General features: G+C 62.0%; 17 protein-coding genes and 1 tRNA gene. 10 read left to right on the top strand and 8 right to left on the bottom strand.

Annotation, left to right across the window (positions count from 1 at the left end; genetic code table 11):
- Positions 1-91: 91 nt before the first annotated feature.
- The 4 genes from ftsH to ACQY7U_RS17310 all read right to left on the bottom strand — a co-directional run bounded on the left by ftsH (position 92) and on the right by ACQY7U_RS17310 (position 9,755).
- Positions 92-1,918 carry an ATP-dependent zinc metalloprotease FtsH gene (ftsH, locus tag ACQY7U_RS17325; RefSeq protein ID WP_428646948.1) on the bottom strand — a complete coding sequence of 609 codons (1,827 nt, stop codon included), beginning with the start codon at positions 1,916-1,918 and terminating at the stop codon, positions 92-94.
- Positions 1,919-2,007: 89 nt separating this feature from the next.
- Complete coding sequence (locus tag ACQY7U_RS17320) at positions 2,008-3,696, bottom strand: ABC transporter permease (RefSeq protein WP_428646945.1); 1,689 nt, start codon at positions 3,694-3,696, stop codon at positions 2,008-2,010.
- Between the two features lie 112 nt (positions 3,697-3,808).
- Complete coding sequence (locus tag ACQY7U_RS17315; protein WP_428646942.1) at positions 3,809-4,852, bottom strand: Fe(3+) ABC transporter substrate-binding protein; 1,044 nt, start codon at positions 4,850-4,852, stop codon at positions 3,809-3,811.
- A 388-nt stretch (positions 4,853-5,240) separates the two neighbouring features.
- A complete protein-coding gene (locus tag ACQY7U_RS17310; protein ID WP_428646939.1) occupies positions 5,241-9,755 on the bottom strand; it encodes an ATP-binding protein in 4,515 nt (1,504 codons plus the stop codon).
- Between the two features lie 259 nt (positions 9,756-10,014).
- On the opposite strand from ACQY7U_RS17310, the gene ACQY7U_RS17305 reads away from it, so the two are divergent.
- The 3 genes from ACQY7U_RS17305 to ACQY7U_RS17295 all read left to right on the top strand — a co-directional run bounded on the left by ACQY7U_RS17305 (position 10,015) and on the right by ACQY7U_RS17295 (position 11,525).
- Complete coding sequence (locus ACQY7U_RS17305; protein WP_428646937.1) at positions 10,015-10,401, top strand: phasin; 387 nt, start codon at positions 10,015-10,017, stop codon at positions 10,399-10,401.
- A 350-nt stretch (positions 10,402-10,751) separates the two neighbouring features.
- Positions 10,752-11,255 carry a phasin gene (locus ACQY7U_RS17300; protein WP_428646935.1) on the top strand — a complete coding sequence of 168 codons (504 nt, stop codon included), beginning with the start codon at positions 10,752-10,754 and terminating at the stop codon, positions 11,253-11,255.
- 193 nt (positions 11,256-11,448) lie between these two features.
- Positions 11,449-11,525 (top strand) — tRNA-His (locus tag ACQY7U_RS17295).
- Between the two features lie 44 nt (positions 11,526-11,569).
- On the opposite strand, the gene ACQY7U_RS17290 is transcribed toward ACQY7U_RS17295, so the two are convergent.
- On the bottom strand, positions 11,570-12,136 hold the full coding sequence (locus tag ACQY7U_RS17290; protein ID WP_428646932.1) for a DUF3291 domain-containing protein: 567 nt from the start codon (positions 12,134-12,136) through the stop codon (positions 11,570-11,572).
- 193 nt (positions 12,137-12,329) lie between these two features.
- Between ACQY7U_RS17290 and ACQY7U_RS17285 the strand changes: the two genes are divergently transcribed.
- The 3 genes from ACQY7U_RS17285 to ACQY7U_RS17275 all read left to right on the top strand — a co-directional run bounded on the left by ACQY7U_RS17285 (position 12,330) and on the right by ACQY7U_RS17275 (position 14,309).
- Positions 12,330-13,157 carry a sulfite exporter TauE/SafE family protein gene (locus ACQY7U_RS17285; RefSeq protein ID WP_428646951.1) on the top strand — a complete coding sequence of 276 codons (828 nt, stop codon included), beginning with the start codon at positions 12,330-12,332 and terminating at the stop codon, positions 13,155-13,157.
- 137 nt (positions 13,158-13,294) lie between these two features.
- Positions 13,295-13,996 carry an AzlC family ABC transporter permease gene (locus ACQY7U_RS17280; protein ID WP_428646929.1) on the top strand — a complete coding sequence of 234 codons (702 nt, stop codon included), beginning with the start codon at positions 13,295-13,297 and terminating at the stop codon, positions 13,994-13,996.
- On the top strand, positions 13,989-14,309 hold the full coding sequence (locus ACQY7U_RS17275) for an AzlD family protein (RefSeq protein ID WP_428646926.1): 321 nt from the start codon (positions 13,989-13,991) through the stop codon (positions 14,307-14,309). The genes ACQY7U_RS17280 and ACQY7U_RS17275 overlap by 8 nt, the downstream gene beginning before the upstream one ends.
- On the opposite strand, the gene ACQY7U_RS17270 is transcribed toward ACQY7U_RS17275, so the two are convergent.
- Positions 14,290-15,855 carry an AAA family ATPase gene (locus ACQY7U_RS17270; RefSeq protein ID WP_428646923.1) on the bottom strand — a complete coding sequence of 522 codons (1,566 nt, stop codon included), beginning with the start codon at positions 15,853-15,855 and terminating at the stop codon, positions 14,290-14,292. The genes ACQY7U_RS17275 and ACQY7U_RS17270 overlap by 20 nt on opposite strands.
- Positions 15,856-15,981: 126 nt before the next feature.
- Here ACQY7U_RS17270 and ACQY7U_RS17265 point away from each other — a divergent pair, with 126 nt between their 5' ends.
- The 3 genes from ACQY7U_RS17265 to ACQY7U_RS17255 all read left to right on the top strand — a co-directional run bounded on the left by ACQY7U_RS17265 (position 15,982) and on the right by ACQY7U_RS17255 (position 18,791).
- Positions 15,982-16,362, top strand: coding sequence for a hypothetical protein (locus ACQY7U_RS17265; RefSeq protein ID WP_428646920.1), 381 nt, complete (start codon positions 15,982-15,984; stop codon positions 16,360-16,362).
- A 67-nt stretch (positions 16,363-16,429) separates the two neighbouring features.
- Positions 16,430-16,891, top strand: a complete 462-nt coding sequence (locus tag ACQY7U_RS17260; RefSeq protein WP_428646917.1) for an Hsp20/alpha crystallin family protein — start codon at positions 16,430-16,432, stop codon at positions 16,889-16,891.
- A gap of 235 nt (positions 16,892-17,126) precedes the next feature.
- Positions 17,127-18,791: a thiamine pyrophosphate-binding protein gene (locus tag ACQY7U_RS17255; RefSeq protein WP_428646915.1), complete on the top strand. Its 1,665-nt coding sequence runs from the start codon at positions 17,127-17,129 to the stop codon at positions 18,789-18,791.
- Positions 18,792-19,019: 228 nt separating this feature from the next.
- On the opposite strand, the gene ACQY7U_RS17250 is transcribed toward ACQY7U_RS17255, so the two are convergent.
- Both ACQY7U_RS17250 and ACQY7U_RS17245 read right to left on the bottom strand, forming a co-directional pair.
- Positions 19,020-21,749: a bifunctional acetate--CoA ligase family protein/GNAT family N-acetyltransferase gene (locus ACQY7U_RS17250; protein WP_428646912.1), complete on the bottom strand. Its 2,730-nt coding sequence runs from the start codon at positions 21,747-21,749 to the stop codon at positions 19,020-19,022.
- 116 nt (positions 21,750-21,865) lie between these two features.
- Positions 21,866-22,699 carry a universal stress protein gene (locus tag ACQY7U_RS17245; RefSeq protein WP_428646910.1) on the bottom strand — a complete coding sequence of 278 codons (834 nt, stop codon included), beginning with the start codon at positions 22,697-22,699 and terminating at the stop codon, positions 21,866-21,868.
- A 148-nt stretch (positions 22,700-22,847) separates the two neighbouring features.
- Between ACQY7U_RS17245 and ACQY7U_RS17240 the strand changes: the two genes are divergently transcribed.
- On the top strand, positions 22,848-24,472 hold a 1,625-nt coding region (locus tag ACQY7U_RS17240; protein WP_428646908.1), incomplete at its 3' end, for a sensor histidine kinase.

The following is a 24,472-nucleotide window of genomic DNA, read 5'->3' as shown; positions in this document are numbered from 1 at the left end:
GGTCGAAGGCATTTGAAAAGAGGCTATCTGTGGCTTCGGGCGACGCGCAGGACCAGACTCAGGCAAGCCCAAGCGCGGCCGCCTGAGGGCGTTATTGGGCGGCGGCGTCCTGCCTGCGTTCGGCGATGGGCCGGATCGGCGGGAAATCGTCGTCGGTCAGGGTTTCCTTGGCAAGAAGCAGTTCGGCGCCCTTGTCGAGGTCCTCGCGATGGCCGTTCAGAAGCTCCTTGGCGCGGCTGAAGGCGGCTTCGACGCGGGCCTTGATCGCCAGATCGATTTCCCGCTGGGTCTCTTCGGAAACCTCGGCGAAGTCGCCGGCAGGCTGACCGAGGAAATTCTGGCGCTGGGTCGAATAGACCCGGTTGCCGAGCCCGGCTTCCATGCCGTAACGCATGACCATGTCGCGGGCGACCTCGGTCACCTTCTGCAGGTCGTCCGAAGCCCCGGTCGAAATTTCGCCGAAGACGATGTCTTCCGCAGCCCGGCCGCCCATGAGCACGGCCATGCGGTGTTCCAGGTCCCTGACGGACAGCAGGAAGCGATCTTCGGTCGGGCGTTGCATGGTGTAGCCGAGCGCGCCGATGCCGCGCGGAATGATCGAGATCTTGTGTACCGGGTCGCAGCCTTCCAGATTGGCTGCAACGAGGGCATGGCCCATTTCGTGAAAGGCGACGGTCCTGCGCTCCTTGTCCGACAGGATCCGGCTGCGCTTCTCAAGTCCGGCGATCACCCGCTCTACGGCCTCGTTGAAATCGGCCAGGGTGACCGCATCGCCGTTGCGGCGCGTGGCAAGAAGGGCGGCCTCGTTGACAAGGGTGGCCAGATCCGCCCCGGAAAAACCGGCCGTCAGCTGTGCCACCTGGTCGAGATCCGTCTCCGGATCGAGCTTGATCTTCTTCACATGTACATCAAGGATCGCGCGGCGGCCGATCTTGTCCGGGCGGTCAACCAGCACCTGGCGGTCGAAACGGCCGGCCCGCAGGAGCGCGGGATCGAGGATTTCCGGGCGGTTGGTGGCGCCCAGAAGAATGATGCCGCTCGACGGATCGAAGCCGTCGAGTTCCGTCAGGAGCTGGTTGAGCGTCTGCTCCTTTTCGTCATTGGTGCCCATCGGGCCGCTGGAGCGGGCCCGGCCGAGCGCGTCCAACTCGTCGATGAAGATGATGGCGGGTGCCGTCTTGCGGGCCTGTTCGAAGAGATCGCGCACGCGCGCAGCTCCGACACCGACAAACATTTCAACGAACTCGGAGCCGGAAATGGAGAAGAACGGCACTTCCGCCTCACCGGCAACGGCGCGGGCGAGAAGCGTCTTGCCGGTGCCCGGCGGGCCGACAAGCAGGATGCCCTTGGGAACATGGGCGCCGAGACGGCCGTAGGAACCGGGATCCTTCAGAAAGTCGACGACTTCCTTCAGTTCGCGTTTGGCCTCGTCCACGCCGGCGACGTTTTCGAAACGCACCTCCACCCCGGTCTCGACATAGACCTTGGCCTTGGACTTGCCGACCGTCATCATGCCGCCGAACCCCTGTTTTTCCGCGAAGCGGCGGATGACGAACATCCAGACCCCGAAGAAAAGGGCAACGGGCACGATCCAGGACAGGATGTCTCTCAGGAGAGTGCTCTGGATGACGCCCGTGAATTTGACACCGTATTGGCTGAGCTGATCCGCCAGTGGAATATCGACGCGGGTGGTGACGAAATACCTCTTGCCGTCCTTCAAAGGCTCCTTGAACTTGCCTTCAATGGTGTTCTCCTTGATGGCAATTTCCTCGACCTTCTTCTCTTTCAGAAGCTGTTCGAATTCGCTGTAGGGGATCGGTTCGACGGTTTTATAGGTGGTCCACCAGCTTTGAAACAGGAACACCAGCATCATGGCGATGAAGGCATACCAAAGATTTATCTGGTGTTTCTTTTCCATTGAATGACCGTCCCGGCAATGAATTGAACAACCGCTTCATAGGGGCGATTTGCGCCCGGACTGTCAAGGTGCGGGCGCGGCAGCGCTGTTCAGATCAAGGGTGCCGACTGCCGTTTGGAGAGCTTGGTCCGGAAGGAGGAGGCGCTGGTGCGGGCAAGATAGATCACCGGGATCAGGCCGACGAGGACGATGGCGAGCGACGGCAGGGCGGCTTCCTCGAAAGCCTCGCGCGAGGCGGCTTCGAACACCGTGGTTGCCAGCGTGTCGAAGTTGAAGGGGCGCAGGAGAATGGTCGCCGGCAGTTCCTTCATGCAATCGACGAAACTGAGCAGCGCCGCCGACAGGAGGACCGGTTTCAGGATCGGCAGGTGGATCTGGGACAGGGTCTGGCCGGTGTTGCGGCCGAGTGTGCGGGCAGCCATGTCGAGGTGCGGCGAGATCCGGCCGAAACCGCCCTCCACCTGTCCGTAGGAAACGGCGAGAAACCGGACCACATAGGCATAGACCAGTCCGGTGCCGCTACCGAGCAGCAAAAGACCCGTATTGATGCCGAACCATCCTTCCATGCGGGCATCCAGGAAGTTGTCGAAGCCGGCAAGCGGAACGAGAATGCCGATGGCAAGGACGGTTCCCGGAATGGCGTAACCTATCGAGGCGAGGCGGACGGCGCCCTTCAGCGGACTGTTGGCGTTGAGACGCAAGGCATAGGCGAGCGAAACGGAAATCACCACGGTCAGGAGCGCGGCCACGGCAGCAAGGCTGAAGCTGTTCCAAACCGTGTGCAGGAAGCCGTCGGAGTAAAGCTCGTCCAGGCGCCGGCTGGCGCGGTCGGCCAGCAACAGGCCCGGTACGACGAAGCCGACGAAGACCGGTGTCAGGCAGAGAAGCAGGGCGAGGGCCGCTTGCCAGGACTTCAGGTCGAAACGGGTCGGCGGGCGGTGCTTTGAGCCGCCGCCGCTGTCGAAACGCTGTTTGCGGCGGCCAAAACGTTCCAGCCACAAAAGCAGCAGAACCATCATCAGCATGGCCAGTGCCAGTTGCGCCGCACCGCCGAGGCTGGAGCGGTTGAGCCAGGTCTCGTAGACGGAGAAGGTCAGGGTCTTGACCCCGAAAAAGGTGACCGCGCCGATATCGTTGAGGCATTCCATCAGGGCGAGCGAAATGCCGATGGCGATCGCCGGCCGGGCAAGCGGCAGGGCGACGCGGAAAAAGAGCCCGTAAGGCGTGGCACCGAGCGTGCGGGAGACGTCGAGGGTGGAAGCGGACTGGATAAGGAAACTCGCCCGCGTCGTGAGGTAGACGTAAGGGTAAAGCACAGCCCCCATGACAAAGATGGCACCGCCGAGCGAGCGGATTTCCGGAAACCAGTAATCCCGCGAAGTCTGGAAACCGAAGACTGACCGGATCAGGCTTTGGACCGGCCCCGTGTAGTCCAGGACCTCCACGTAGGCGAAGGCGACGATATAGGTCGGAACCGCCAAGGGGACCAGCAGTACCCAGTCCACGATCTTTCGGCCCGGGAAGTTGCACATGGTGACCAGCCAGGCGGTGAGGACGCCGGTAACGCCGGTGGTCAGCCCGACGCCCAGCATCAGCAGCAGCGTGGTTTTCAGGGCTCCGGGAAGCACCGTTGCCAGCAGATGGCGCCACACATCAGCTGCCGGTGTGAAGGCAAACCACACGATGGCTGCAAGCGGCAGCAGCACGAGCGCGGCAATCACCAGCGCGGCGCATTGCCAGAAACGGTCGGCAAGGGTGAGGGTGGGAGTACGGAGCAAGGGCGGTCTTCTAGTTCATAACGGTTCGCAGGAAGCTCTATAGGCTATTGGTTGAAAAAGCAAAAAGCGCCGTTCGAAAACGGCGCTTTCTTTGGTCGTCCGGCAAACGGCCTCAGGAGGCCGGACCGTCGTCGAAGCCGACCTTGTCGACTAGCTCGCTGGCCGTCTTGCGATACTTGGCGACATCGGCAAGCGGCAGTGTGTCGGGCTTCAACTCACCCCAGCTGCTGACCCGTTCGGACACTTCCACCCCCGGCTTGACCGGATATTCGAAGTTGGTTTCCGCATAGATCTTCTGGGCTTCCGGCGAGGTCAGGAACTCGATCAGCTTGACCGCGTTGTCCTTGTTCGGCGCATGTTTTGCCAGAACGACGCCGGCGATGTTCACATGGCTGCCCCGGTCTTCGGTATTCGGGAACAGGATGCGAACGCTTGCGGCCCATTCCTTCTGCTCGGGCTCTTTCTCGTTGGTCTGCATCTTGCCCATGTAATAGGTGTTGCCGAGGGAGATGTCGCATTCGCCGGCAAAGATGGCTTTCACCTGGCCGCGGTCGTTGCCGGACGGCTTGACCGCAAGGTTGTCGCGAACGGCCGCCAGCCACTCCTCGGTTTCCTCGACCCCGTGGTGGGCAACCATCGAGGCGATCAGGCCGATGGTATAGACATGCTGGCCGGAGCGGGTGCAAAGGCGGCCCTTCCACTTCGGATCGGCGAGTTCCTCATAGGTGATGCTGTCCTGGTCGACCCGGTCCCTGGAGGCGTAGATGACGCGGGCGCGGGTGGTCAGGCCGATCCAGTGGCCTTCCGGGTCGCGGAAGTGAGCCGGGATGTTTTCGTTGACGACATCGGAGGCCACAGGCTGGGTGATGCCGAGCTGCTTGGCGCTGTCCAGGCGGCCGATGTCGACCGTCATCATGACGTCTGCCGGAGAGTTCTTGCCTTCGGCCGCAATCCGCTCACCCAGGCCCTTGGAGGCAAAGACCACGTTGGTCTTGATTCCGGTTTCCGCGGTGAAGGCGTCCAGCAGCGGCTGGATCAGGAACGGCTGGCGATAGGAATAGATGTTCACCTCGCCATCGGCGTGGGCCGGCATGGCCAGGAAGGCCGCCGACGTGAAGGCGGCTGCACAGGTAAGGGTGCGGAAGGTGGAACGCATCTATGGACTCCGAACGATCTGGTTTTGACATGGCCAAGTGGCCGTTGGGTTGGCCGGAATATGTCTCGGTGAACGTTTGAAGTCAATAAAGCTATAAAAATCAATAGTTTAGAATGATTCAAAACTAACTGGAGACTAAAACTCCACTATTGCGCGAAAAAAGAGAGATAAAACAGGAGTTTAATACTCGACTTTATGAAAGCCGAAGGAATGTGGAATCGCGATGGGCGATCACAAAGGTGTTATGAAAAGGCGTGGCAAAAGATCACACCCCGGCAGGAGCGCTTGCAGGACGACGGTGCCGTCTGAGAGCCGTGGCTGGTGAAGGCTCCCATGACACCGCAGCCGGCAGTCCGATTGTCGGGCCGGCAGGGCGGCAAGCAGCACGTTATTCGGAAAGGACGCGCTGGGTCGGGAAGATGATTTCGACAAGCGTGCCCTGGTCGGGGGTGGAATCGATGTGGAAGCTTGCCCGGTTCGCTTCGACAAGTGCCTTTGTCAGCGGCAGGCCAAGGCCGGTGCCGCCGCCGCGGGTGGCGGTATGAAGCTGGCGGAAGGGTTCCAGTGCGGCCGCGAGCTGTTTCGCCGTCATGCCGGTTCCCGTATCCCGCACCCGCAAGGCCACCTCGCCGTTGCTCTCCAGCGCCGTTGACAGGATCACCTGGCCGCCGGACTTGTTGTATTTGATGGCGTTGGACAGGAGGTTGAGGACGATCTGGCGCAGCGAGCGCTGGTCAGCGACCACATTGGGTACGGATTCGGGCAGGCTCGCCCGGATGATGATCCGCTCCCGATTGGCCTGCGGCTGCATCAAGGCCACGCACTCGTTGATCACGTCGTTGGTCGAAACGGCGGTGAACTTGAGGTCCAGCTTGCCGGCTTCAATCTTGGACAGATCCAGCAGGTCGTTGATCAGGCTCATGATGTGTGAGCCGGAAGTCCGGATATCCTTCAGGTAGTCCTTGTAGCGGTCGTTGCCGATCGGGCCGAAACGCTCTTCCATCATGACTTCGGAAAAGCCGATGATCGCGTTGAGCGGCGTGCGGATCTCGTGGCTGATCTTGGCGAGGAAATCGGACTTCTGCGAGCTGGCGTTCTCGGCCTGACGCTTGGCCTGGGTGAGTTCTTCCTCGGCCGTTTTCCATTGGGTGATGTCGCGCAGGACCGCGCAGTATTTGGTGTCTTCAGCATTGCCGTTGATGCGGCCAATGGTCATGAACAGCGGAATGAGGCCGCCGGAGGGTACCTTGCCCAACACCTCGCGTCCGTCGTTCAGGATACTGGCGACGCCGTTGCGGGTAAGTCCATCGAGGTAGTCAGCAGCCGCCCGGTGGCTTTCCTGCGCCAGGAAATCGCTCAAAGGCGCGCCGATCATGTCGGAGCGGTTGGCGCTGAAGAGCGCCTCCGCAGAGCCATTTGCCTTCAGGATCGTGCCTTTCTGGTCGAGCACCAGAACGCCGTCGGTGGCCGTTTCAAGTATCGTGTCCATTTCGGCGATCTGACTGCGGGCACTTTCCAGTTCGCCTCGAACCTCGGCAAAGAAATTGGGAGAGGCTGGGGCCGCGGCACCGGGGGCCGGTTTCGCCGGGCGCTCGGTGATGGAAATCATCAGGCCGCGGCTATCGTTCCAGGGAACAGAATGCATATGGGCGTCGACGTTCAGGACGCCGCCGTCGGCCAGGCGCAACTTCATCGCCTCGTCGACTTCGTCCTCCATGCCCTCCGCGTCGGGCAGTTCTTCCGTGTCGTCGATGAAAAGCGCTTCCAGTCCACCTGCTTCGGAAAGCGCCTTGATCGACCGGTAGCCGAGCATGGCAAGCAGCGCCTTGTTGGCGTAAAGGACCTCGCGGTCGTGGGCGATGGCGATGCCGATCGGCAGGCGGTCAAGCAGGCTCGGATCGATCGGCCCGGCTTCCGGCACTTCCGGCGGCAGTTCCTCTATGACCTCGTCAGCCGTGTCGGGTGCATCAAAATCCTCGAGATCGCCTTCCAGACGCGCGCCGAGCGCCTCGGCTATCTTGCGGAAGGCCTGGCGCTCCGGCCGGGAGAGACCGGAGGTGTCCACGGGAACGACGCGCGGCTTGACCGTGGCAAGCGGGATGACCTCGCCGGTCGTCGGTCTTTCCGCTTTGGTCCCTTCCGTCTGCGCACCGCCTGCGGGAGCTGCCGCGGCCTGATCCTCTCCCTCATAGGCGGCGGTTTCCTGGAAAAACTCGCGCTCTTCCGCCGAGAGGCCTTCGTCCTCCGTCGAGGGCGTCACGTACTCGGAATTGTCTTCCGTTTCCTGCCCGTCAGGGACGGTGGCTTCCTCCGCGACGGCGGTATCCTCTTCCGTTTCCGTCTCGGCGGTTTCAGGCTCGAAGGTTTGCTTGGGCTCCCGTTTCAACAGCGCGCCCGTGACGTCATCTTGCCGGGTTTCCCCGTCGGTTTCGTGTCCGGATCCAGAAGCGGTCTCGTTTTCCCGAGGCTGTGAGTCTTCAAAAAGATCGCGGGAAAGTTTCTCGGTGGCCTTGTAGGACTTCGCCAATGACTTGACCGCGCTCTCGATTTCCGCGGGCATCAGGGCCGCCGGGCCGGAAATGCCGGTCGGTTCTTCTTCCTGGGTGTCTTCAGGTGCGGCTGCTTCAGTCTGCGGGGGAACAGGTTCCGTTTCCGGCTCTCCTTCGGTATCCGGTCCGGCCGTGGCAGTGTCCGGTTCCTGGCTGGCGTCGTCCGACAGTCTGGCGGGGGCGTCTGCCTCCGTCAGTTCTTCCGCAGGGTCTTCCGATTTCCTGGCAGATGTTTCCTCGGCAGGGGCGGTCCCGGTTTCGAGCGCCTTCAGCTTTGCGTCCAATGCGCTTCCTGCTGGTTCCCCTTCACCGTTTTCAGAGGTGGCTGGCGTGGAGGTTTCCGGTTTCGCCAGCTCCGGTTTTGCCGATGCCGCAACCTTGCTTTCAGTTGCCGGAACCGGTTTGCCGGTGAATTTGGAGAGAGAGCCGACAAGCGCAGCGGCGCTTGCACCGAGAAAGGTTTTGCCTGCGAAGGAATTCGGCTGTGCCGGCTTCAGGTCCTCAATCGTTTCCTTCGCCCTGGCCGGTTGGGGCTCCGTTTCGGCGGGCTGGTCCGTTTCCGCGGCAACAGCATCCCCGTCTTCCGGCGGTACCTCGGCCTCGTCTCCCCGGGACGCGCCGGTGTCTTCCTCCACCAGGGTTTCCTGCTCCGTCAGGCCGGCATCGGTCCCGGCGTCACTGCCCTCCTCAGGCGCGGAGGGCTCCGGAGCGTCTTCGGTGGTCTGCGTTTCCGCCGCGTCTTCGCGTTCACTGCTTTCCGCCGGGTCTTCCGTCTGTGGCGTGGAGGCAAAGGTCTCATCGAAAGCTGCCAGCGCCGGGCTCAACAGGCTTTCCTCAATCTCGATCGCATCGGCCGTCCGGCAGACACCGAAGCCGCGGTAGCCCTCGAACCTCCGGTTCCTGTCAAAGGCGGGAAGGGCAGCCATGTCGACGGGAACCCGGAGCGGGGCGCCGGTCACCGGCCAGTCGACGGTCTTGCCGCTCCAGGTGTCGCGGCGGTCGAGTGCCCGGGCGATCTGGCCACGGGGGTCGAGGTCGTACCGGTCCGAGACCTCTTCCCAGGTCAGGCCGACAATATCCGTCGCCTCCGGTCCCAGAACATCCGCAAACTCGTCCGACAGGAACGTGAACCGCTGGTTGATGTCCATCTTCCAGGCAAAGCGGACCGGACGGCGGCGCGGCTGGAAGACAAAACCGGTCCCCGTTTCCTCCTCCGTTCTCTCCGGCTCTTCAGCACCGGCTTCGCTATCTTCGCCCTTTTCTTCCGGTTCCGTTGGGGGCGTGGGTGAGGGTCGGGTCTCCGCTGCGGCAGGTTCGGCCGTGGCCTCATCAGCGCCTTGCATTGCGCCGTCTCCGGAAGCGGAAGCCCCCCCGGGCGTTTCGCTTCCGGTTTCTTCCGCCGCAGGCGCTTCAGAGACGGCGATTTCGTCCGTTGGGCCGTCCAGACCGGCGGTTGCCGACATCTCGCCAGCCCCTTCGGTGGCATCTGCGGACCCGGCTTCCGGTTCTTCTTCATCCGCCAGCACGCCGCTTCCGGCAACCTCGGCGTTACCGTCGTCCCCGGCTTCCTCGGCAAGCGCGGGAACCTCTTCCGCTTCGCCGGTCGGCGTCACGTCAGATGCTGCAATCGGTGCCTGCTCCGTTGCATCCGGCTCGCTTTCGTCCGCGTCCGTGCCTTCGGCCGCAATCGGCATCGCAGGACTTTCGTTCCCTGTCTCGAAGGTGTCTGCCAGCGGTGCGTTTTCCAGGACAATCAGTTTGCATTCGTCCGGAAGTTGGAAGACGACCCCTTCATGGAAACGGCCTTCCAGTTCAAGCGGGCCGATCAGGGCTGTCTGGTCTTCCGGCAGGTCCAGATCCTCCGGCGTGCCCTCAAGTGCGCCGAGCCGCTCCGTTACACGGCCGTCGAAGGTCAGGAAAACCGTGTCTTCCTTGCCGGTCAGCATCTGGGCGAAGCCGGTTACAGGGTCCCTGGTAAGCGCCAGTCCCTGGTCGCCGCAAATGATAAGCGCTGCTTTTTCGCCGTTTTCCAGTTCGACGCATTTGCACTGACAGGTCAGCAGCATGACCCTGAGACCCCGGTAGAAGCGGAGGCGGTCGATGCTGAACCTGTCCGTCGGGCCGGCTTCGGCTATGCGGGCGATGTGCGGACGGGCGGGAGAACGCTCAAGAGTGGTCAGGCGAGCAAGGTCGTCCGGCGAGCGCGCGGAAAAAAACGACGCACCGGCGGCGTTGGCCCACAGGATGCGGGCGCCGTCCGCCGACCAGAGCCAGGCTGCCCTCTTGTCGGCGACAAGCTGAACCAGATCATTCGTGGCTGTCAGTTCCAGGAACGATTGGATCTTTTTGTCCATGCCTCTGCTCCAAACTGGTCTGCGGCACCTTGCGCCGGGGCGCGTGTGGCGGATTTGCCCTAGATGATAAACACTCTGTTAATACTAGCAATCTCTAGGCGCGTCCACGTAAAGCGAGGTTCTTAAAGGGGTTACATGAAGGCGTGGTTAATCCGTGCAGACAAGTTTGCCGGATAGACATCTCCGTGTTACGAATTTTTGGCATGGAAAGTTCTTAGGATGACACACCGTAAACTTCCTGCGGTTCAAGGAGCCAGTAATGAGCACAGACAAGACCGGTTTTGAAATTCCCGAGCAGATGCGCGACTTCGCCGAAAAGAGCGTCGATCAGGCCCGCAAGGCCTTCGACGATTTCATGGGAGCGACCCACAAGGCGGTGACCAATGTGGAAGACAGTGCCAATGCTGTTCAGGCCGGTGCCTCTGACGTGAACAAGAAAGCGCTGACCTTCGCGGAAGAGCAAGTCGACGCCGCTTTCAAATTCGCCCAGGCCCTGGTCAAGGCGGACAACGTCGAGGACATGATGAAGCTGCAGCAGGACTATCTGCGCAGCCAGATGGAAAACCTCGGGGAACAGGCCCGCGAGTTTTCCAATACGGCTTCCAAGACCGTTCAGGACGCCGCCAAAGCTGCGCAGAAGAAGTAACCGGCTGTTTCCGCCGGTCCCGCGCAAGGCATGCCGGCATGCCTTGCGCCCATCCCCGTTCCGGGGCACCTGACGCAGGGAGAATTTCCTGCCGAAACTCTCTGCACCGCCGCCGCCTTGCCGGTTGAAGGTACTGACCGCATTGCCCTTATTGCGCGTGGTTTCCTGCAGGAGCGGGAAAAAATCCCAAAGATCCCCTACGGAAGTTTTTTGTGCGCTGCAAAAAAATGTTGCAATGCAGCAAGAAGCGTACTATGTAGGGGGTGCGGATGACGACAAGGTCCGCCGGCAAGTGATCCGGCGGAAGAAATTACACCAGTGATCGCATCCGAACTCAAGGAGATGAGATCATGACCGAGACCACTACCCAGGCCAAGACGGCCACGAAAGCCCGTAGCACCAAGGCAAAGACCACTGCTGCTTTCCCGGAATTCGAAGCTTTCGCAATGCCGAAGCTCGAAGTCCCGGCGGCGTTCCGCGAAGTGACCGAAAAAGGCATCGAGAATGCCCGCGAAGCTTACGCGAAGGCCAAGACTGCGGCTGAAGACGCGACCGATCTGATGGAAGACACCTTCGAAACGTCCCGTCAGGGCGTTGTGGAATTCAACCACAAGGCTGTCGATGCCGCCAAGTCTAATGCCGATGCTGCTTTCACTTTCGTCAAGGACGTCATGTCCGCGAAGACGCTGGCTGAAGCCATCGAGCTGCAGTCCTCCTTCGCCCGTCAGCAGTTCGACGCGCTGAGCACCCAGACCAGGGAAATGCAGGAACTTGCCACCAAACTCGGCACCGACGTTTCCGCCCCGGTCAAGGAAGCTTTCGAAAAGACCTTCAAGGAACTGAAGGTCAACTGATCCGGTTCAGCCGGCCCGAGAGGCTGGCCGAAGGATACGTGATGCCCGGGGCTTTCCCCGGGCATTTTCTTTTCAACAGGGCGGAAATTTCCGAAAATTCACGCTTGCCGGTTGGAAAAAACGGGTTTAGAAGACGCCCTTGCAAGCGGCGGTCCGGCCCGATATACGGTCCCCGCCGTCTTAGCGGCCTTGTGCAGACGTAGCTCAGTTGGTTAGAGCGTCGGATTGTGGCTCCGAAGGTCGGTGGTTCGAATCCACCCGTCTGTACCACTCCCTTTCACATTCAGTTTTCGAGATGTCCGGTGGGCAGTGACCTACTGCATTGTTCTCGGCGGCTCTGACCGCAGTCGGTTTCTCTCGGCGATTTCCCTGGATTTGCAGTCATCGGTGGCAACGGGCCTGCCGGCCGGGTCAAATGCGTTGCGGAAGGTGAAGGCCTCGGGCGACGGACCGTTGTCTGCGAGCAATTCGAACCGGTCGACCGCCTCGATCCAGTCCGGCTGATGTCCGGCGGGAACCCACCACAGCACATAGGCTGGGTAATCGGATGTGTCCTGAATAAAATCCGGTCCCCGGCGCAGGATCTCCGCGTGCGGTCCGCGGTAGACGGCGGCCAGTGCGGTTTCAAGGGTCTGCCAGAGCGACACCGTCGACGGCGCCCAGCCGTCGCCATTGTCGGTCCAGTACTTCGGATAGACCTGTTCGCCCCAGCTCTCCGGTCCGGGTTCGTCCTCATAGCCGGAGCGGCCGATGAAACCTTCCGCACCTTCCATGGTGGCCCAAACGCCGGGTTCTGCCGCATGGAACGGTTCGACATCGGGATGATCCGCCCTGGTGCGGAACTGTCCGAATGTATAGATCGCAAGCCAGTGACCGGTCATCTATCCTCCCGCGGCGGATGTCTCACGGCAGAACTCTGTCCGCATTTCAGGGCAACATCAAGAGTTTGCCCTTCCGTCAAAACAGATTGTCCGCGGTTGCGGGTGGAAAACCGGTCCCGGCTGGTCTAGGTGATTGATCTTGTATTTTGACGGCGCGCGGATCTTCACGGGCCGCGGGAACGAGGATATCGGCGTGGAAGATCTCAGTCTTTTCTCCCTGGGCCTGTTGGCCATCGCGTTGCTTGCGACCGGCGTGGTCGCCGGGATCGTTGCCGGCCTTCTGGGCGTCGGGGGCGGTATCGTCATCGTTCCGGTGCTGTACTACATGTTCATCGCCCTGAAGGTCGACCCGTCCGTGCTGATGCATGTGGCGGTCGGCACCTCGCTCGCGACCATTCTGGCAACAGGTACCTCGTCCGCCCGTGCGCATTTCAAGCGCGGCAGCGTCGACATGGATCTTTTGCGGCGCTGGTGGTGGGCGATTGCCCTTGGCGTGGTTGCCGGGGCAACACTGGCCGGTAACATTTCCGGCGGAGCGCTGACGCTGGTCTTCGGGTTCGTGGCGCTGGCCGTCTCCGCCAACATGATGTTCCGCAAGAATGGCTCGCATCTGGCTGAAAGCCTGCCGGGATCGCCGGTCAAGGAACTGCTCGGCTTCATGATCGGCGGCATTTCGGTCATGATGGGGATCGGCGGAGGCACCCTCGGCGTGCCGACACTCACGCTCTTCAACTATCCGATTCGCAAGGCGGTCGGCACGGCGGCGGCCATCGGTCTCATTATCGCGGTCCCGGGCACTCTGCTGTCCATCTATTTCGGCTGGGGCGTGGAGAACCGGCCGCCGTTTTCCCTCGGCTATGTCAACCTGATCGGCTTTTTCCTGATCATTCCGGCGTCAACCCTGTCGGCTCCGCTCGGAGCGAAGATTGCCCATGCGATCGACCCGGCCAGGCTCAAGCTGGTCTTCGCCCTGTTTCTCGGCTTCACCGGCCTGCGCATGATCTACGGGGTTCTGTTTTGAATCTGCGAGATTGGTTGAATGAAGCAACTTTTTTGATCTTTTGATCAAAAGGATTTATTGGTCCTCAGGGATATTATCAGGGATAGTCGGGTTTCTCTGCGCGGCCTGTCCGCTGCTCGCGAAACTCTTGGAAACCCATGCTGAACAAAAACGTGACCCTCAGCTTCAATGGCTGTGTGCGTGGCGCCGCCATGTGCATTCCGGTTTCTCCGGGCATCATCGCACTCGCGCTGGTCTTCGGAACCGTCGCCGCACAGAAGGGGCTGACCTTCCTGGAAACGGTGATGATCAACTCCCTGGTCTTTGCCGGGGCCAGCCAGTTCGTCGCCATGGAGGTCTACCAGGATCCGCTCACCTGGGGTGCGGTGATCGCGATGGTCGGGGTGACGGCTGCGGTCAACATGCGCATGCTGCTGATCGGCGCCAGCCTCAGGCCCTGGCTTGGCCAGGTTCCGGCGACGCAGACCTATCCGGCACTGTTCTTTCTGACGGATCTCAACTGGCTTCTGGCGCTCTCCGAATATGGCAAAGGCACCCGCGACTGGGGCATCTATCTCGGCAGCGGACTGTTCACCTGGGCCATCTGGTCCCTGGCTGTCGTGCCGGGCTATTTCGCCGGCAGCCTGATTTCCGACCCGAAGGCCTTCGGCCTGGATGTGGTCTTGCCGGCCTTCTTCGCCGCGCTTCTGGTGCCGCTGTGGAAGGGCAGGCGCCAGACGGTCAGCTGGCTGTTTGCCGGCGGTGTCGCCGCGCTCACCTGGTATCTGGTCGGCGGCTACTGGAGCATCTTCACCGGTGCTATCGCCGGCGCCTTCGCGGGGGCCTATCTCGATGACTGATGCCGCCTTTTCCGCCGACAGGATGTTCCTGCTTGCCGTGCTCGGCATGACGGCGGTCACCTATGCGCTGCGAGCCGGGGGCTACTGGGTGATGGGCCGCCTGCCGATTACGCCGCGCATACGCCGCGGGCTTGAAGCGCTGCCGGGCGCCATCATCGTTTCGACAATCCTGCCCATCGTGCTTCAGGGCGGACTTGCCGTTGGCCTCTGCCTCGTGGTTGCCGCCGCCGTTCAGGTCCGGCTGAAGAAGGAATATGTCGCGGTCTTTTGCGCGGCCGGTGCCGCCGCGGCCTTTAGGGCCGCGGGCCTTTGACGCTGTCGAGTGCCCTGCGGGCGGCTTCCGCTGTCTTTTCCATGCTGCCGCCGGCGTCGATCCGCGGCCAGGATATGTCTCCGAGGTCATAGGCAAGCTGCTGGTCGATCACGCCGGCCGTCGCGTCGGAGGCATCGCCGTTGCGGCCGGTGACCCGTTGCTTGAGCACTTCGGCAGGGGCGGACAGCCACAGTCCGGCGAAGTCCGCCTCGACATGGCGGGCAACCTCCTCGATCCGCTGCCTCTCGCTTTCAGCCGCGAAGACGGCGTCGAAAATGGCCGAATGTCCGGCCGCGAGAACCGCCTGGATGGTTTCGTCCAGGGCCTCATAGACCCGCTTTGACGCCTGAAGGGTGTAGGCCTCCTGCGGAGCCGTCTCCGTTTCGGATATCCTTAGAAGGCGCTTGCGCATGACGTCGGTGCGCAGGACACGCGCGCCTGGTGCCCGGCCGATTTCCGGCGCGAGCGCATGGGCAAGGGTGGTCTTGCCCGTGCCGGACAGACCGCCGATGGCGATGAGCTTCGGTCTGGACGGGTCCAGGAACTGAAGCGCATAGCTGAAATAGGTCCGGGCCAGTTTCTCCTGTTGCCGCCTCTGGCCGGCATCGCTCTGGTTGAGCGCGGCACTGGCGGCGATCTTGGAGCGGATTGCGGCGCGCATCATCAGGTAGAAGGGCAGGGCGGCGAGTCCCGCGGGGTCGTTGTCCAGAAGGCTTTTGTCGAGATAGCGGTTGAAGACCCGGTTGGCCGCATGCCGCTGGCCGCGTTCCCAAAGGTCCATCAAGAGAAAGGCAAGGTCGTAAAGCACATCGCCCGTGGCGATGGCATCTGAAAACTCGACCGCGTCGAAGAGCACGGGTTTGCCGTCGATCATGACGATGTTGCGCAAATGGGCATCGCCGTGGCATCGGCGGACCAGACCTTCCTCGCCCCGCCTCAGGATCAGCTCGTGGAGCGAAGCCAGGGTCGTGCGCGACATCCTTGTGAGGTGGTTGACGTCGTCGGGAGAAAACAGCTCCGGGTGTTCGCGGAAAGCGGCGTCGTTCTGCTCGACATAGGACACCAGCTCGGCATGGAAGCCGGCGGCATCGCGCATTGGTGCGATGGCATGGGCGTCCACCATCATTTCCGCGAGCTTGTCCGACAGGGCGTTGGAGAACGCACCTTCCGCCGCAATGACGTCGAGTTCGTCTCTGTGCTCGAATCGGTGCATTTCGACAACCCATTCGACAGGTTCGCCCGCACCGTCGAGCGCCAGTGCGCCGCCGGACTCCTGCGTGACCGGAAGAGCTCTTATATATATGTCAGGCGCATTCGCCCGGTTGCAGCTGATTTCGGCCTTGCAGGCCGCTTCGCGAAAGGCAAGGGTTGAATAGTCGAGAAAGGGAAATCGGACGGCCCGCTTGATCTTGTAGGCCTTGCTGCCGGTCAGGAACACGATATTTGCATGGGTGTCGATTCGCTTGAAATCGGCATCCGCCGGGCCGCCAGAGAACAGGCTTGCCAGAAACTGAAGGACTTCGTTCTGCGTGGGGGGCTGCTGCATGTCCCGCCTTTCTTTTGAACCGGTCGGATTGTGCCCTGAGAGCGTTCGGGAAGGTTTGATCCTTCTCAATGTGATGTGACAGCGATGTGGCACAAATAAACAGGAATGTCAGTAAAGGAGGATCCCATGAGCGACTATCCGGCTTTGAAGAAGATCAGGCTGAACCTGGCCCGGACCAAAGAATATCCGCAAGGCTCCGCACGCCATGGGTATGAGTTCACCGCGCCGCTGGACGAAACCGGCCATATCGACGCGGCCCTTTGGAAGAAGCAGCGCCAGCATTGTCGCGTGCGCCGGTTCTGGGGCAACGAGGAAGAAGAAGTCGGTCATCTGATCCACAGGCCGGGCGGGTCCTGGGCCTTTCACTACGACATCGACGGCGAGGACGACGATGAAGCGGGCTACCGTTTCGGCGCTCATGCCTTCAACCCGGGCGAATATGTTTCCATCAAGGACGAAGATGGCGAAATGCACACGTTCCAGGTGGTGACCGTACTGTCAGTCTGACGTTCTGTCTCAGGGGTACATGCGGGGCCTTTGTTTGAAAAGCTGAAGCAAACAGGAGGATGCTGAAATGACTTCGTTGATTCCTTCTCTTTGGAACGACCCGAACAAAACCTTTATGTCCCTTCAAAAGGAAATGGACAGGCTCTTTGAGGACTTTGGCCGCAAACTGCCGGCCGGAAGCCCCTTCGCGGGCGGCTTCCCGTCGGTCAATGTGAGCGAGACCGATACGGGGCTGGAATTGACGGCGGAACTGCCGGGCGTCGCGGAAAAAGACATCGACGTCTCGGTCTCCGACAGGACACTGACCCTCAAGGGCGAAAAGCAGGAAGAAAAGACGGTCGACGAAAAGGATCGTCACGTGAGCGAACGTTCCTTCGGTTCGTTCCGGCGGGTGATGACGCTGCCCTTTGCGCCGAAAAAGGACGGCATTGAGGCCCATATGGACAACGGCGTGCTGACGGTCATCCTGCCGCGTCCGGAAGAAACGGGGCCGCAGGCGCACAAGATCGAGGTCAAGCGCAAGGGGTGACCTCGCCGGCTTTTGGTAGACTGGATTGTAATCAACGGGCGCCGGGAAACCGGCGCCCGCTCGCGTTTGGGGCGTGTCTGTCCGGTTCCTGTTCGTGAATGCTGCAACTTGAACAGAGAAGTTTCTTCCATTTTGGAATGAAATCATTGCTAATTAATCTGGTTTTTGCCTCTGACGGACCTGTCTTTCATACGGTATAGAATGAACAGCGAAATTTTTTAGCAGGAATCGGGACATGAGCCAGAAGACCGGCGGCGAATTGTTGGTGGAAGCGCTAGAGCGGCACGGGGCGGAACGTGTGTTCTGCGTGCCCGGCGAAAGTTATCTGGCGGTTCTGGATGCGCTCTACGATGCCTCCATCGCCGTGACGGTGTGCCGTCAGGAAGGTGGAGCGGCGATGATGGCCGATGCCTACGGCAAACTGACCGGCAAGCCGGGCATCTGTATGGTGACCCGTGGCCCCGGGGCGACCAACGCATCCGCCGGCGTTCACGTGGCCGCGCAGGATTCCACGCCGATGATCCTCTTCGTCGGTCAGATCGAGCGCGGCATGCGCGAGCGTGAGGCCTTCCAGGAAATCGACTACCGGCAGATGTTCGGCGGCATCGCCAAGTGGGTGGCGGAAATCGACCATGCCGACCGCGTGCCGGAATTCATCTCCCGCGCCTGGCACGTTGCGACCTCCGGCCGTCCCGGTCCGGTCGTTCTGGCGCTGCCGGAAGACATGCTGGTGGAGATGGCCGACGCGCCGCAGCCGCCTGCCTGGACCCAGGTGGAGACGCATCCGGGGCTGACCCAGATGGCCGACCTGCAAAAGCGGCTCTGGGCCGCCGAGCGCCCGATCGCGATCCTCGGCGGCAGCCGCTGGTCGGAGGATGCAGTCGCCGCATTCACCCGCTTTGCCGAACGCTTCGAGCTGCCGGTTGCCTGTTCCTTCCGCCGCCAGATGCTGTTCGACAACTTGCATCCGAATTATGCCGGCGATGTCGGCATCGGCATCAATCCGAAGCTGCTGGCGCGGATCAAGGCTTCCGATCTGGTTCTGCTCGTCGGCGGCCGCCTGTCGGAAATGCCGAGTCAGTCCTATTCACTGCTTGATATTCCTTCGCCGTCGCAGCAGCTGGTGCATGTGCATGCGGACGCCGAAGAACTCGGCCGCGTCTACCGTCCCGAGCTTGCGATCAACGCCAGCCCGACCGCTTTCTGCAAGGCCGCGGAAGGCCTGCAGCCGCCCACCGAGATCAAGGGCGCGGGCAGGGCCGCAAGCGCACATGAGGACTATCTGGCCTGGTCCGGCGCCCGGCCGGAAATTCCGGGCAGCCTGCAGATGGCAGGCGTCATGGAGTGGCTGGAAGCAAACCTTGCCGAGAATACGATCTGCACCAACGGGGCGGGCAACTACGCCACCTGGCTGCACCGCTTCCACCGCTTCCGCCGATTTGCGACACAGGCTGCGCCGACCTCCGGCTCGATGGGCTATGGTCTTCCCGCCGCCGTTGCCGCGAAGGTGACCTTTCCGGACAGGCAAGTCGTGTGCTTTGCCGGGGACGGCTGCCTGCAGATGACCATGCAGGAATTCGGCACCGCCTGCCAGGAAGGCGCCAATATCATCGTCCTTGCTATCGACAACGGCATGTACGGCACCATCCGCATGCATCAGGAGCGCAATTATCCGGGCCGCCCGTCGGCGACCAAGCTGGTCAACCCGGACTTTGCCGCGCTTGCCCGCAGTTATGGCGCTTTCGGCGAAACGGTGGAAACAACGGAAGAGTTCGGCCCGGCCTTCGAACGCGCAGCGGCCTCCGGCCTGCCGGCCATCCTGCATCTGAAGCTTGACCCGGAAGCCATCACGCCCGCCGCGTCCCTCAGCCAGATCCGAGCAGCGGCGCAGGCCAAGTAAGGCGCTGCGGTCCGGCAGACACATTTCAAGTTCTTCTCTTGCCATCCCGGGCAAAGCGAAGCGGAGACCCGGGATCCGGTAACCACTGACGTTGATGCGTGGCGCAAAAGTGAGTGTTTACCGGGCCCCTGCCCAGGCAGGGGCGGCTTGCAGAATTTTCGATGCTGAAAACTCAAGGCCGGACGTCAATCGAAGCGGCAAGTCAAGGCATCTGACGTTCGGCCAGCCTCAAGCCTCTTCCGGCACATCCGCCACCGGCAGGGTTACCAGAGCGATGCCGGGGTCGTCCGGCGAGGTGCCGACCTTGAAGCCGAGGGCCTGACACATGGAGATCATCGATGTGTTTTCCTTCAGAACCTCGCCCTTGATTGTCTCGATGCCGTCAGCCTTTGCGTAGCGGATGATAAGGCGCATCAGGGCCAGACCGAGCCCGTGCCCTTTAAGGTCGGAGCGGACCATGATGGCATATTCGCCGGTCTGGTGATCCGGATCGGCGTGAAGCCGTACCACGCCGAGCAATTTGCCACTGTCCTCGTCAACCGCAGCGAAGGCCATGGCGCGGGCATAGTCGAGCTGGGTGAGGCGGGCAAGGAAGCGGTGGCTGAAATCGCGGACCGGCGCAAAGAACCTGAGCCGCAAATCCTCCGGTGTCACTTCCTCGAAAAAGGCCTTGAAGAGATCCTCGTCTTCCGGGCGGACCGGGCGGAGGAAGACCCGCTGCCCGTCCTTGAGTGTCTGGTGCTGTTCCCATTCCTGCGGATAGGGGGAGATGGCGAGGCGGGAGCTGCCGGCTCGCCCGGGGCGCCTTTCCGGATGACACAGGGTCATGCGCGCGTCGAGGCCGATCAGGCCGGTGGGCAGGGAGACCATCGGGTTGATATCGAGTTCCAGGATTTCCGGAATGTCGATGGTGATCTGGGACAGTTTGACCAGTGTTTCAGCTAGCACCGCGCGGTCGAGTGCCGGGCGGGAGGGGCCTCCATCCAGAAGCCGGGCGATCCGTGTTCTTCTGATCTGGGCCTCGGCAAGATTGAGGTCGAGCGGCGGCAGTTCCAGCGCGATATCCTCGCTTTCCTCGATGGCGGTTCCGCCCTGGCCGAACACAAGCACGGGCCCGAATTCAGGTGTCTCGGCAAGACCCATGTAGAGTTCCAGACCATGGCGGTCTTCCAGCATCGGATGAATGGAGACGCCGGTGATCCGGGCATCGGGGTAGTTCCGCAGGGTATTGTCGAACAGTTCTTCGGCAGCCCGTTCGACCGCCTCTGGATTTTCAAGTCCGAGCCGGACACCGTCGATCCGCGACTTGAACGGCAGGTCCGGAGAGATCAGCTTGACGACGCAGTGCCTGACACTTTCGAAGAAGGGCGTTGACAGCCTGGCGGCTTCTTCGGCGGTTGCCGCCAGTTCGGTCGCCATGATGGGAATGTCGTAGGCCTTCAGGATGCGGCAGGCTTCCGGTGGTGTCAGCCAGTTCCGGCCTTCTTCCAGCGCCGCTTCGACAAGGGCACGCGCCGAGGCAATGTCAGGGGAGAAAGTCGTCGGCAGGCTCGGCGGGGCTGCCATCAGGAACTCACGGGCTTCGGCATCATGCGCCAGATGCATCAGGCTGCGGGCTGCCTCTGCCGGGCTGGGGTAATTGGGGATCTTCGCGGCGGACAATTCCGCCCGGATGGTGTCATCGGCCCCGACCAGACCCGCAACCAGCGCCTTGCGCCGCCCGGTCCGGCGGCGGTCAGCCGCCGCGGCCTCGGAGATCGCGCCCGCGATTGCGGTCAGCGGCTGGAAAGCGCTGGCGGCCTGAAGCACGATCGCGCCGTCGACCCGGTTGTCCTTCAAAACGGTGGTGATCGCAGCGGTAATGTTCTCCGGGGTGACATCGTCCTGCAGGATGACGGTGCCGTTTGCCGCCGGGGTGACGCTCAGGTCTGCATAGTTGCGGCTGAGCGAGTCGAGCGCCTCCCGCGTCTCCGGTTCCAGATGGGCGAATTGTCCGCCGAGATCCATCAGCCGGTCGACGGCCAGGCTTGCCAGGCTGCGTCCGTTGGCGATGACGGCGAGCGCCTTGCAACGCGGCACGCGGATATTCGACAGGGTCTCAAGAGCTTCGAACATTTCATCGAGATCGTGCACGCGCAGAAGACCGGTCCTGCGGAAGACGGTTTCATACACCAGATCGGTTCTGGCAAGGCGCCCGGCATGGGTGCGTCCGGTGCCTCCCGTGTCCCGGCTCTTGCCGGATCGCAGGACGATGACCGGTTTGCTGCGGGCCGCCGCCCGGGCCGCGGAAATGAACTTGCGCGGATCGGCGATGCCTTCCAGGTGCAGCACGATGGAGCGCGTGCGGTAGTCCTGTGCGAAATAGTCGATGAGATCGCTGACATCCACATCCAGACGGGCCCCGAGAGAGACCACTGCCGAAAATCCGGTGTTGTGGGATTTCGCCCAGGACAGCGTGGCATTGAGCACGGCGCCCGAGCGTGAGAAGAAAGCAACGTCTCCCTTCCTGGCGGGCTCCGCGCTCAAAAGTGCGTTGAGGCTGTTACCGGGAACGGAAAGGCCAAGGCTGCCCGGTCCGATCAGGCGCAGGTTCGTGGCCCTGGCCGCTTCACGGCAGGCCTGCATCAGGTCCGCCGGCCAGGTCTCGAAGCCGGGCGAAGGGATCAGGACCGCGCGGGTGCCGCCCGCGCCCAGCTTGAGGATCGTATCGGGCAGGGTTTCCGCCCTTGCAAGATAGATCGCAAGATCCGGATGCTCGGTGAGATCCTCCAGCCGGGCCACCTTCCGGACCTCGAAGGGAACCTCCTCGTCGATACCGACCAGCGTGACCCGGTGACCGGCTTCGATTTCCTGAAGGCAGTCCATCAGCTTGCCCGTCAGGACGCCCGGATGGCGGCAGGGACCGAACACAGCGATGGAACGGGGCGCGAAAAAACCTTCGAGATTGCGGATGGTCACGGGGCAATCCTTTCGAAGTGCTTGGGAAAACTCGGTCAATCAGGAGGCGCCGGCAAAAAGGACCCGCGGATCCGATTGTGTCAGATCCGCGGGTGTTTTGCACTGCGAAAAGCTGATTAGTGCGCCATCAGCACCGGGACGGTCATGGCTTCCAGGATCTCCCGCGTGGCCCCGCCGAACAGGAATTCGCGCATGCGGCTGTGGCCGTAGCCGCCCATTACGACCAGGTCGTTGGAGTTGTCTGAGACATGATTGAGAACCGTGTCGGCGACGCTGGCCTGCGGGTTGGTGACGACTTCGATCGTGACCTGCATGTTGTGACGCGCCAGATAGCTCGCCACGTCCGCGCCGGGCTGACCGCTTCTCTTGCTGCCCGGTTTCTCGATCACCAGAACGGTGATGTTTTCCGCCCTTTCCAGGATCGGCAGTGCGGCATGAATGGCGCGCGTCGCGGTGGAGCTGCCGTCCCAGCCGATGAGCACGTTTTTCGGCTGGTATTCCTTGCTGCCGATATAGGGTACCAGCAGCACCGGCACTCCGCTTTCGAACAGGATGGTTTCGATCAGCAGTTCGCGCATGGGTTCGGGCTGGTCCGGATTGACCTGTCCGACGACGACCAGATCGGTCGGGCGGCAATGAACGAGCACGTTCTCCAGCGGGCCGCCGGTCAGGATTTCCGCAACGCGGCTCTCGCTCTTGACCGCAGTGAGCCGTGCCAGTTCGTCAAACTTGCCTTGGGATTCCTTTGCGGCGGCGATGGCCTGCTCGTGCGCGGCCTGCAGATAGTCGACCGGCATCGGGGCGGCTGCGAAGGCCGGCACCACCGGTTCGAACGATACCGCCAGTCCCGTCACATGGGCATCGTAGTTGCGACCGAATTCAAGGGCGTATTTCGCGGCCGGTTGATCGCCGGCAAGATCGAGAACGGTCAGTATGTCTTTGATAGGCATTGATCCCTCCATCGGCGGTGACGACTTCGCACCAGCCTTCATTCAAATTTACAGGACAGCCGCGCGACACGTCCTTGACGCGTATCAAATCAAATGGAACGGGAAACGTGCCGGTGGCGGACTTTAAAAAAATACGCATTATGAGGCCATGTCGAAACGCTGGCTCTATCTGGCCCTGCCGCCCTTTCTCCTCGTGGCTGCCGCCTTCGTACTGGTCCAGTTGTTCCTTGAACTGGACCGGGACGCCGTCGACCGGAAAGCGGGCGAGCGTCTGACGCTCTACCGTCAGACGATTCTGGGAGAGTACCAGAAATACCGCTATCTGCCTTACATGATCGCACGGGATCCACGTGCCACTTTCGTGCTGGGCCTCGGGCAGCCAGTGGAAAGTGCCAATCGTTTCCTGCAGGAGATGGCGGAAAACTCGGGTGTGGAACTGCTCTATGTGATGAACGCCGAGGGCACGACGCTGGCGGCGAGCAACTGGCAGGACGAACTGTCTCTGATCGGCCGGAACTATGGCTTCCGTCCCTACTTCAAATCGGCAATCAAGGGCGAAGAGGGGCAATTTTTCGCAATCGGGGCGACCTCGGATGAACCGGGATTGTTCCTGGCGCGCCCGACACCGGTGACAGGTGCCCCTCTCGGGGTCGCTGTGGTCAAGGTGGACATGCGGCCCCTGGAGGAAGCCTGGGCCGAGGGGGGCGAGATCGTGTTCGCTTCCGATGCCAACGGCGTGATCTTCCTGTCCAGCCGGCCGGAATGGCGCTATCGCAGCCTTTCGGTGCTGCCGGAAGACGTGCGCCGGATGATCGAATCCACGCGGCAGTATGCCGGGCAGGACCTCAAGCCGGTCAGCCGCCAGCCGGTCGAAGCCAGGGAGCAGGTCAGCATCGACGGCAGGGTTTACCGTCACAATACGTCTGATGTCGGGCTGCTGGGCTGGACCCTGCACTTCCTGGTGCCGGTTCAGGAGGCGCGCAAGAGCGTCTTGCCGATCTGGGCGGCGACCCTGTCGCTTTGCCTTGCCTACGCCGTCGTGCTTCTGGTGCTGCGCGGGCGGCGGCTGCGCAAGGCGTCGGTCGAACTGCGCCGGGAGTCGGCGGAACTGAAGGAACTGAACACGCGCCTGGTCGGGGAAATCCAGGAACGCCGCCGGGTCGAGCGCGAGCTTCTTGAGGCGCAGCGCGGCCTTGCCCGTTCCAATCGTCTTGCCGCCGTCGGTGAAATGTCGGCAGCCGTCGTCCATGAACTCAGCCAGCCGCTTGCCGCGCTCAGGATGTTCGTGGCCGGAACGCGCAAGTTTCTGGAAAAGGGGGATACGGGAACGGCCGCGGAAAATCTCGACGAGATCGACGCTTTGCAATCGCGAATGGCAAGCCTGACGCAGGAGCTGAAGCGTTTCGCGCGGCCGGCAGAAAGCCGGATCGAGAAGATCGACCTGCGCGAGAGTGTGCGCACGGCAGAGAAGATCGTCCGGCCACGCTTCGAGGAAACCGGTGTCGTTCTGAAACTGGACCTGCCTGCGACCCCGCTGGAAGTCGAAACCGCCCCTTTCAGGGTCGAGCAGATCCTGGTCAACCTGCTGCGCAATGGTGCCGATGCCGCCGCGACGGAGGATGCCGGCGAGGTTCTGCTGCGTGCGGATGTTTCGGGCGAACAGGTCCGCCTGCGGATTTCCGACAACGGGCCCGGCATTCCGGAAGATCTGCGGGAGCGGATTTTCGATCCGTTTTTCTCCACCAAGACCAGTTCAGGCGGTATGGGACTGGG

Source organism: Roseibium sp. (assembly GCF_050301095.1).
GTDB lineage: Bacteria > Pseudomonadota > Alphaproteobacteria > Rhizobiales > Stappiaceae > Roseibium.
Note: the sequence above shows the minus strand (reverse complement) of the source record. Positions and strands in the feature narration are given on the sequence as shown.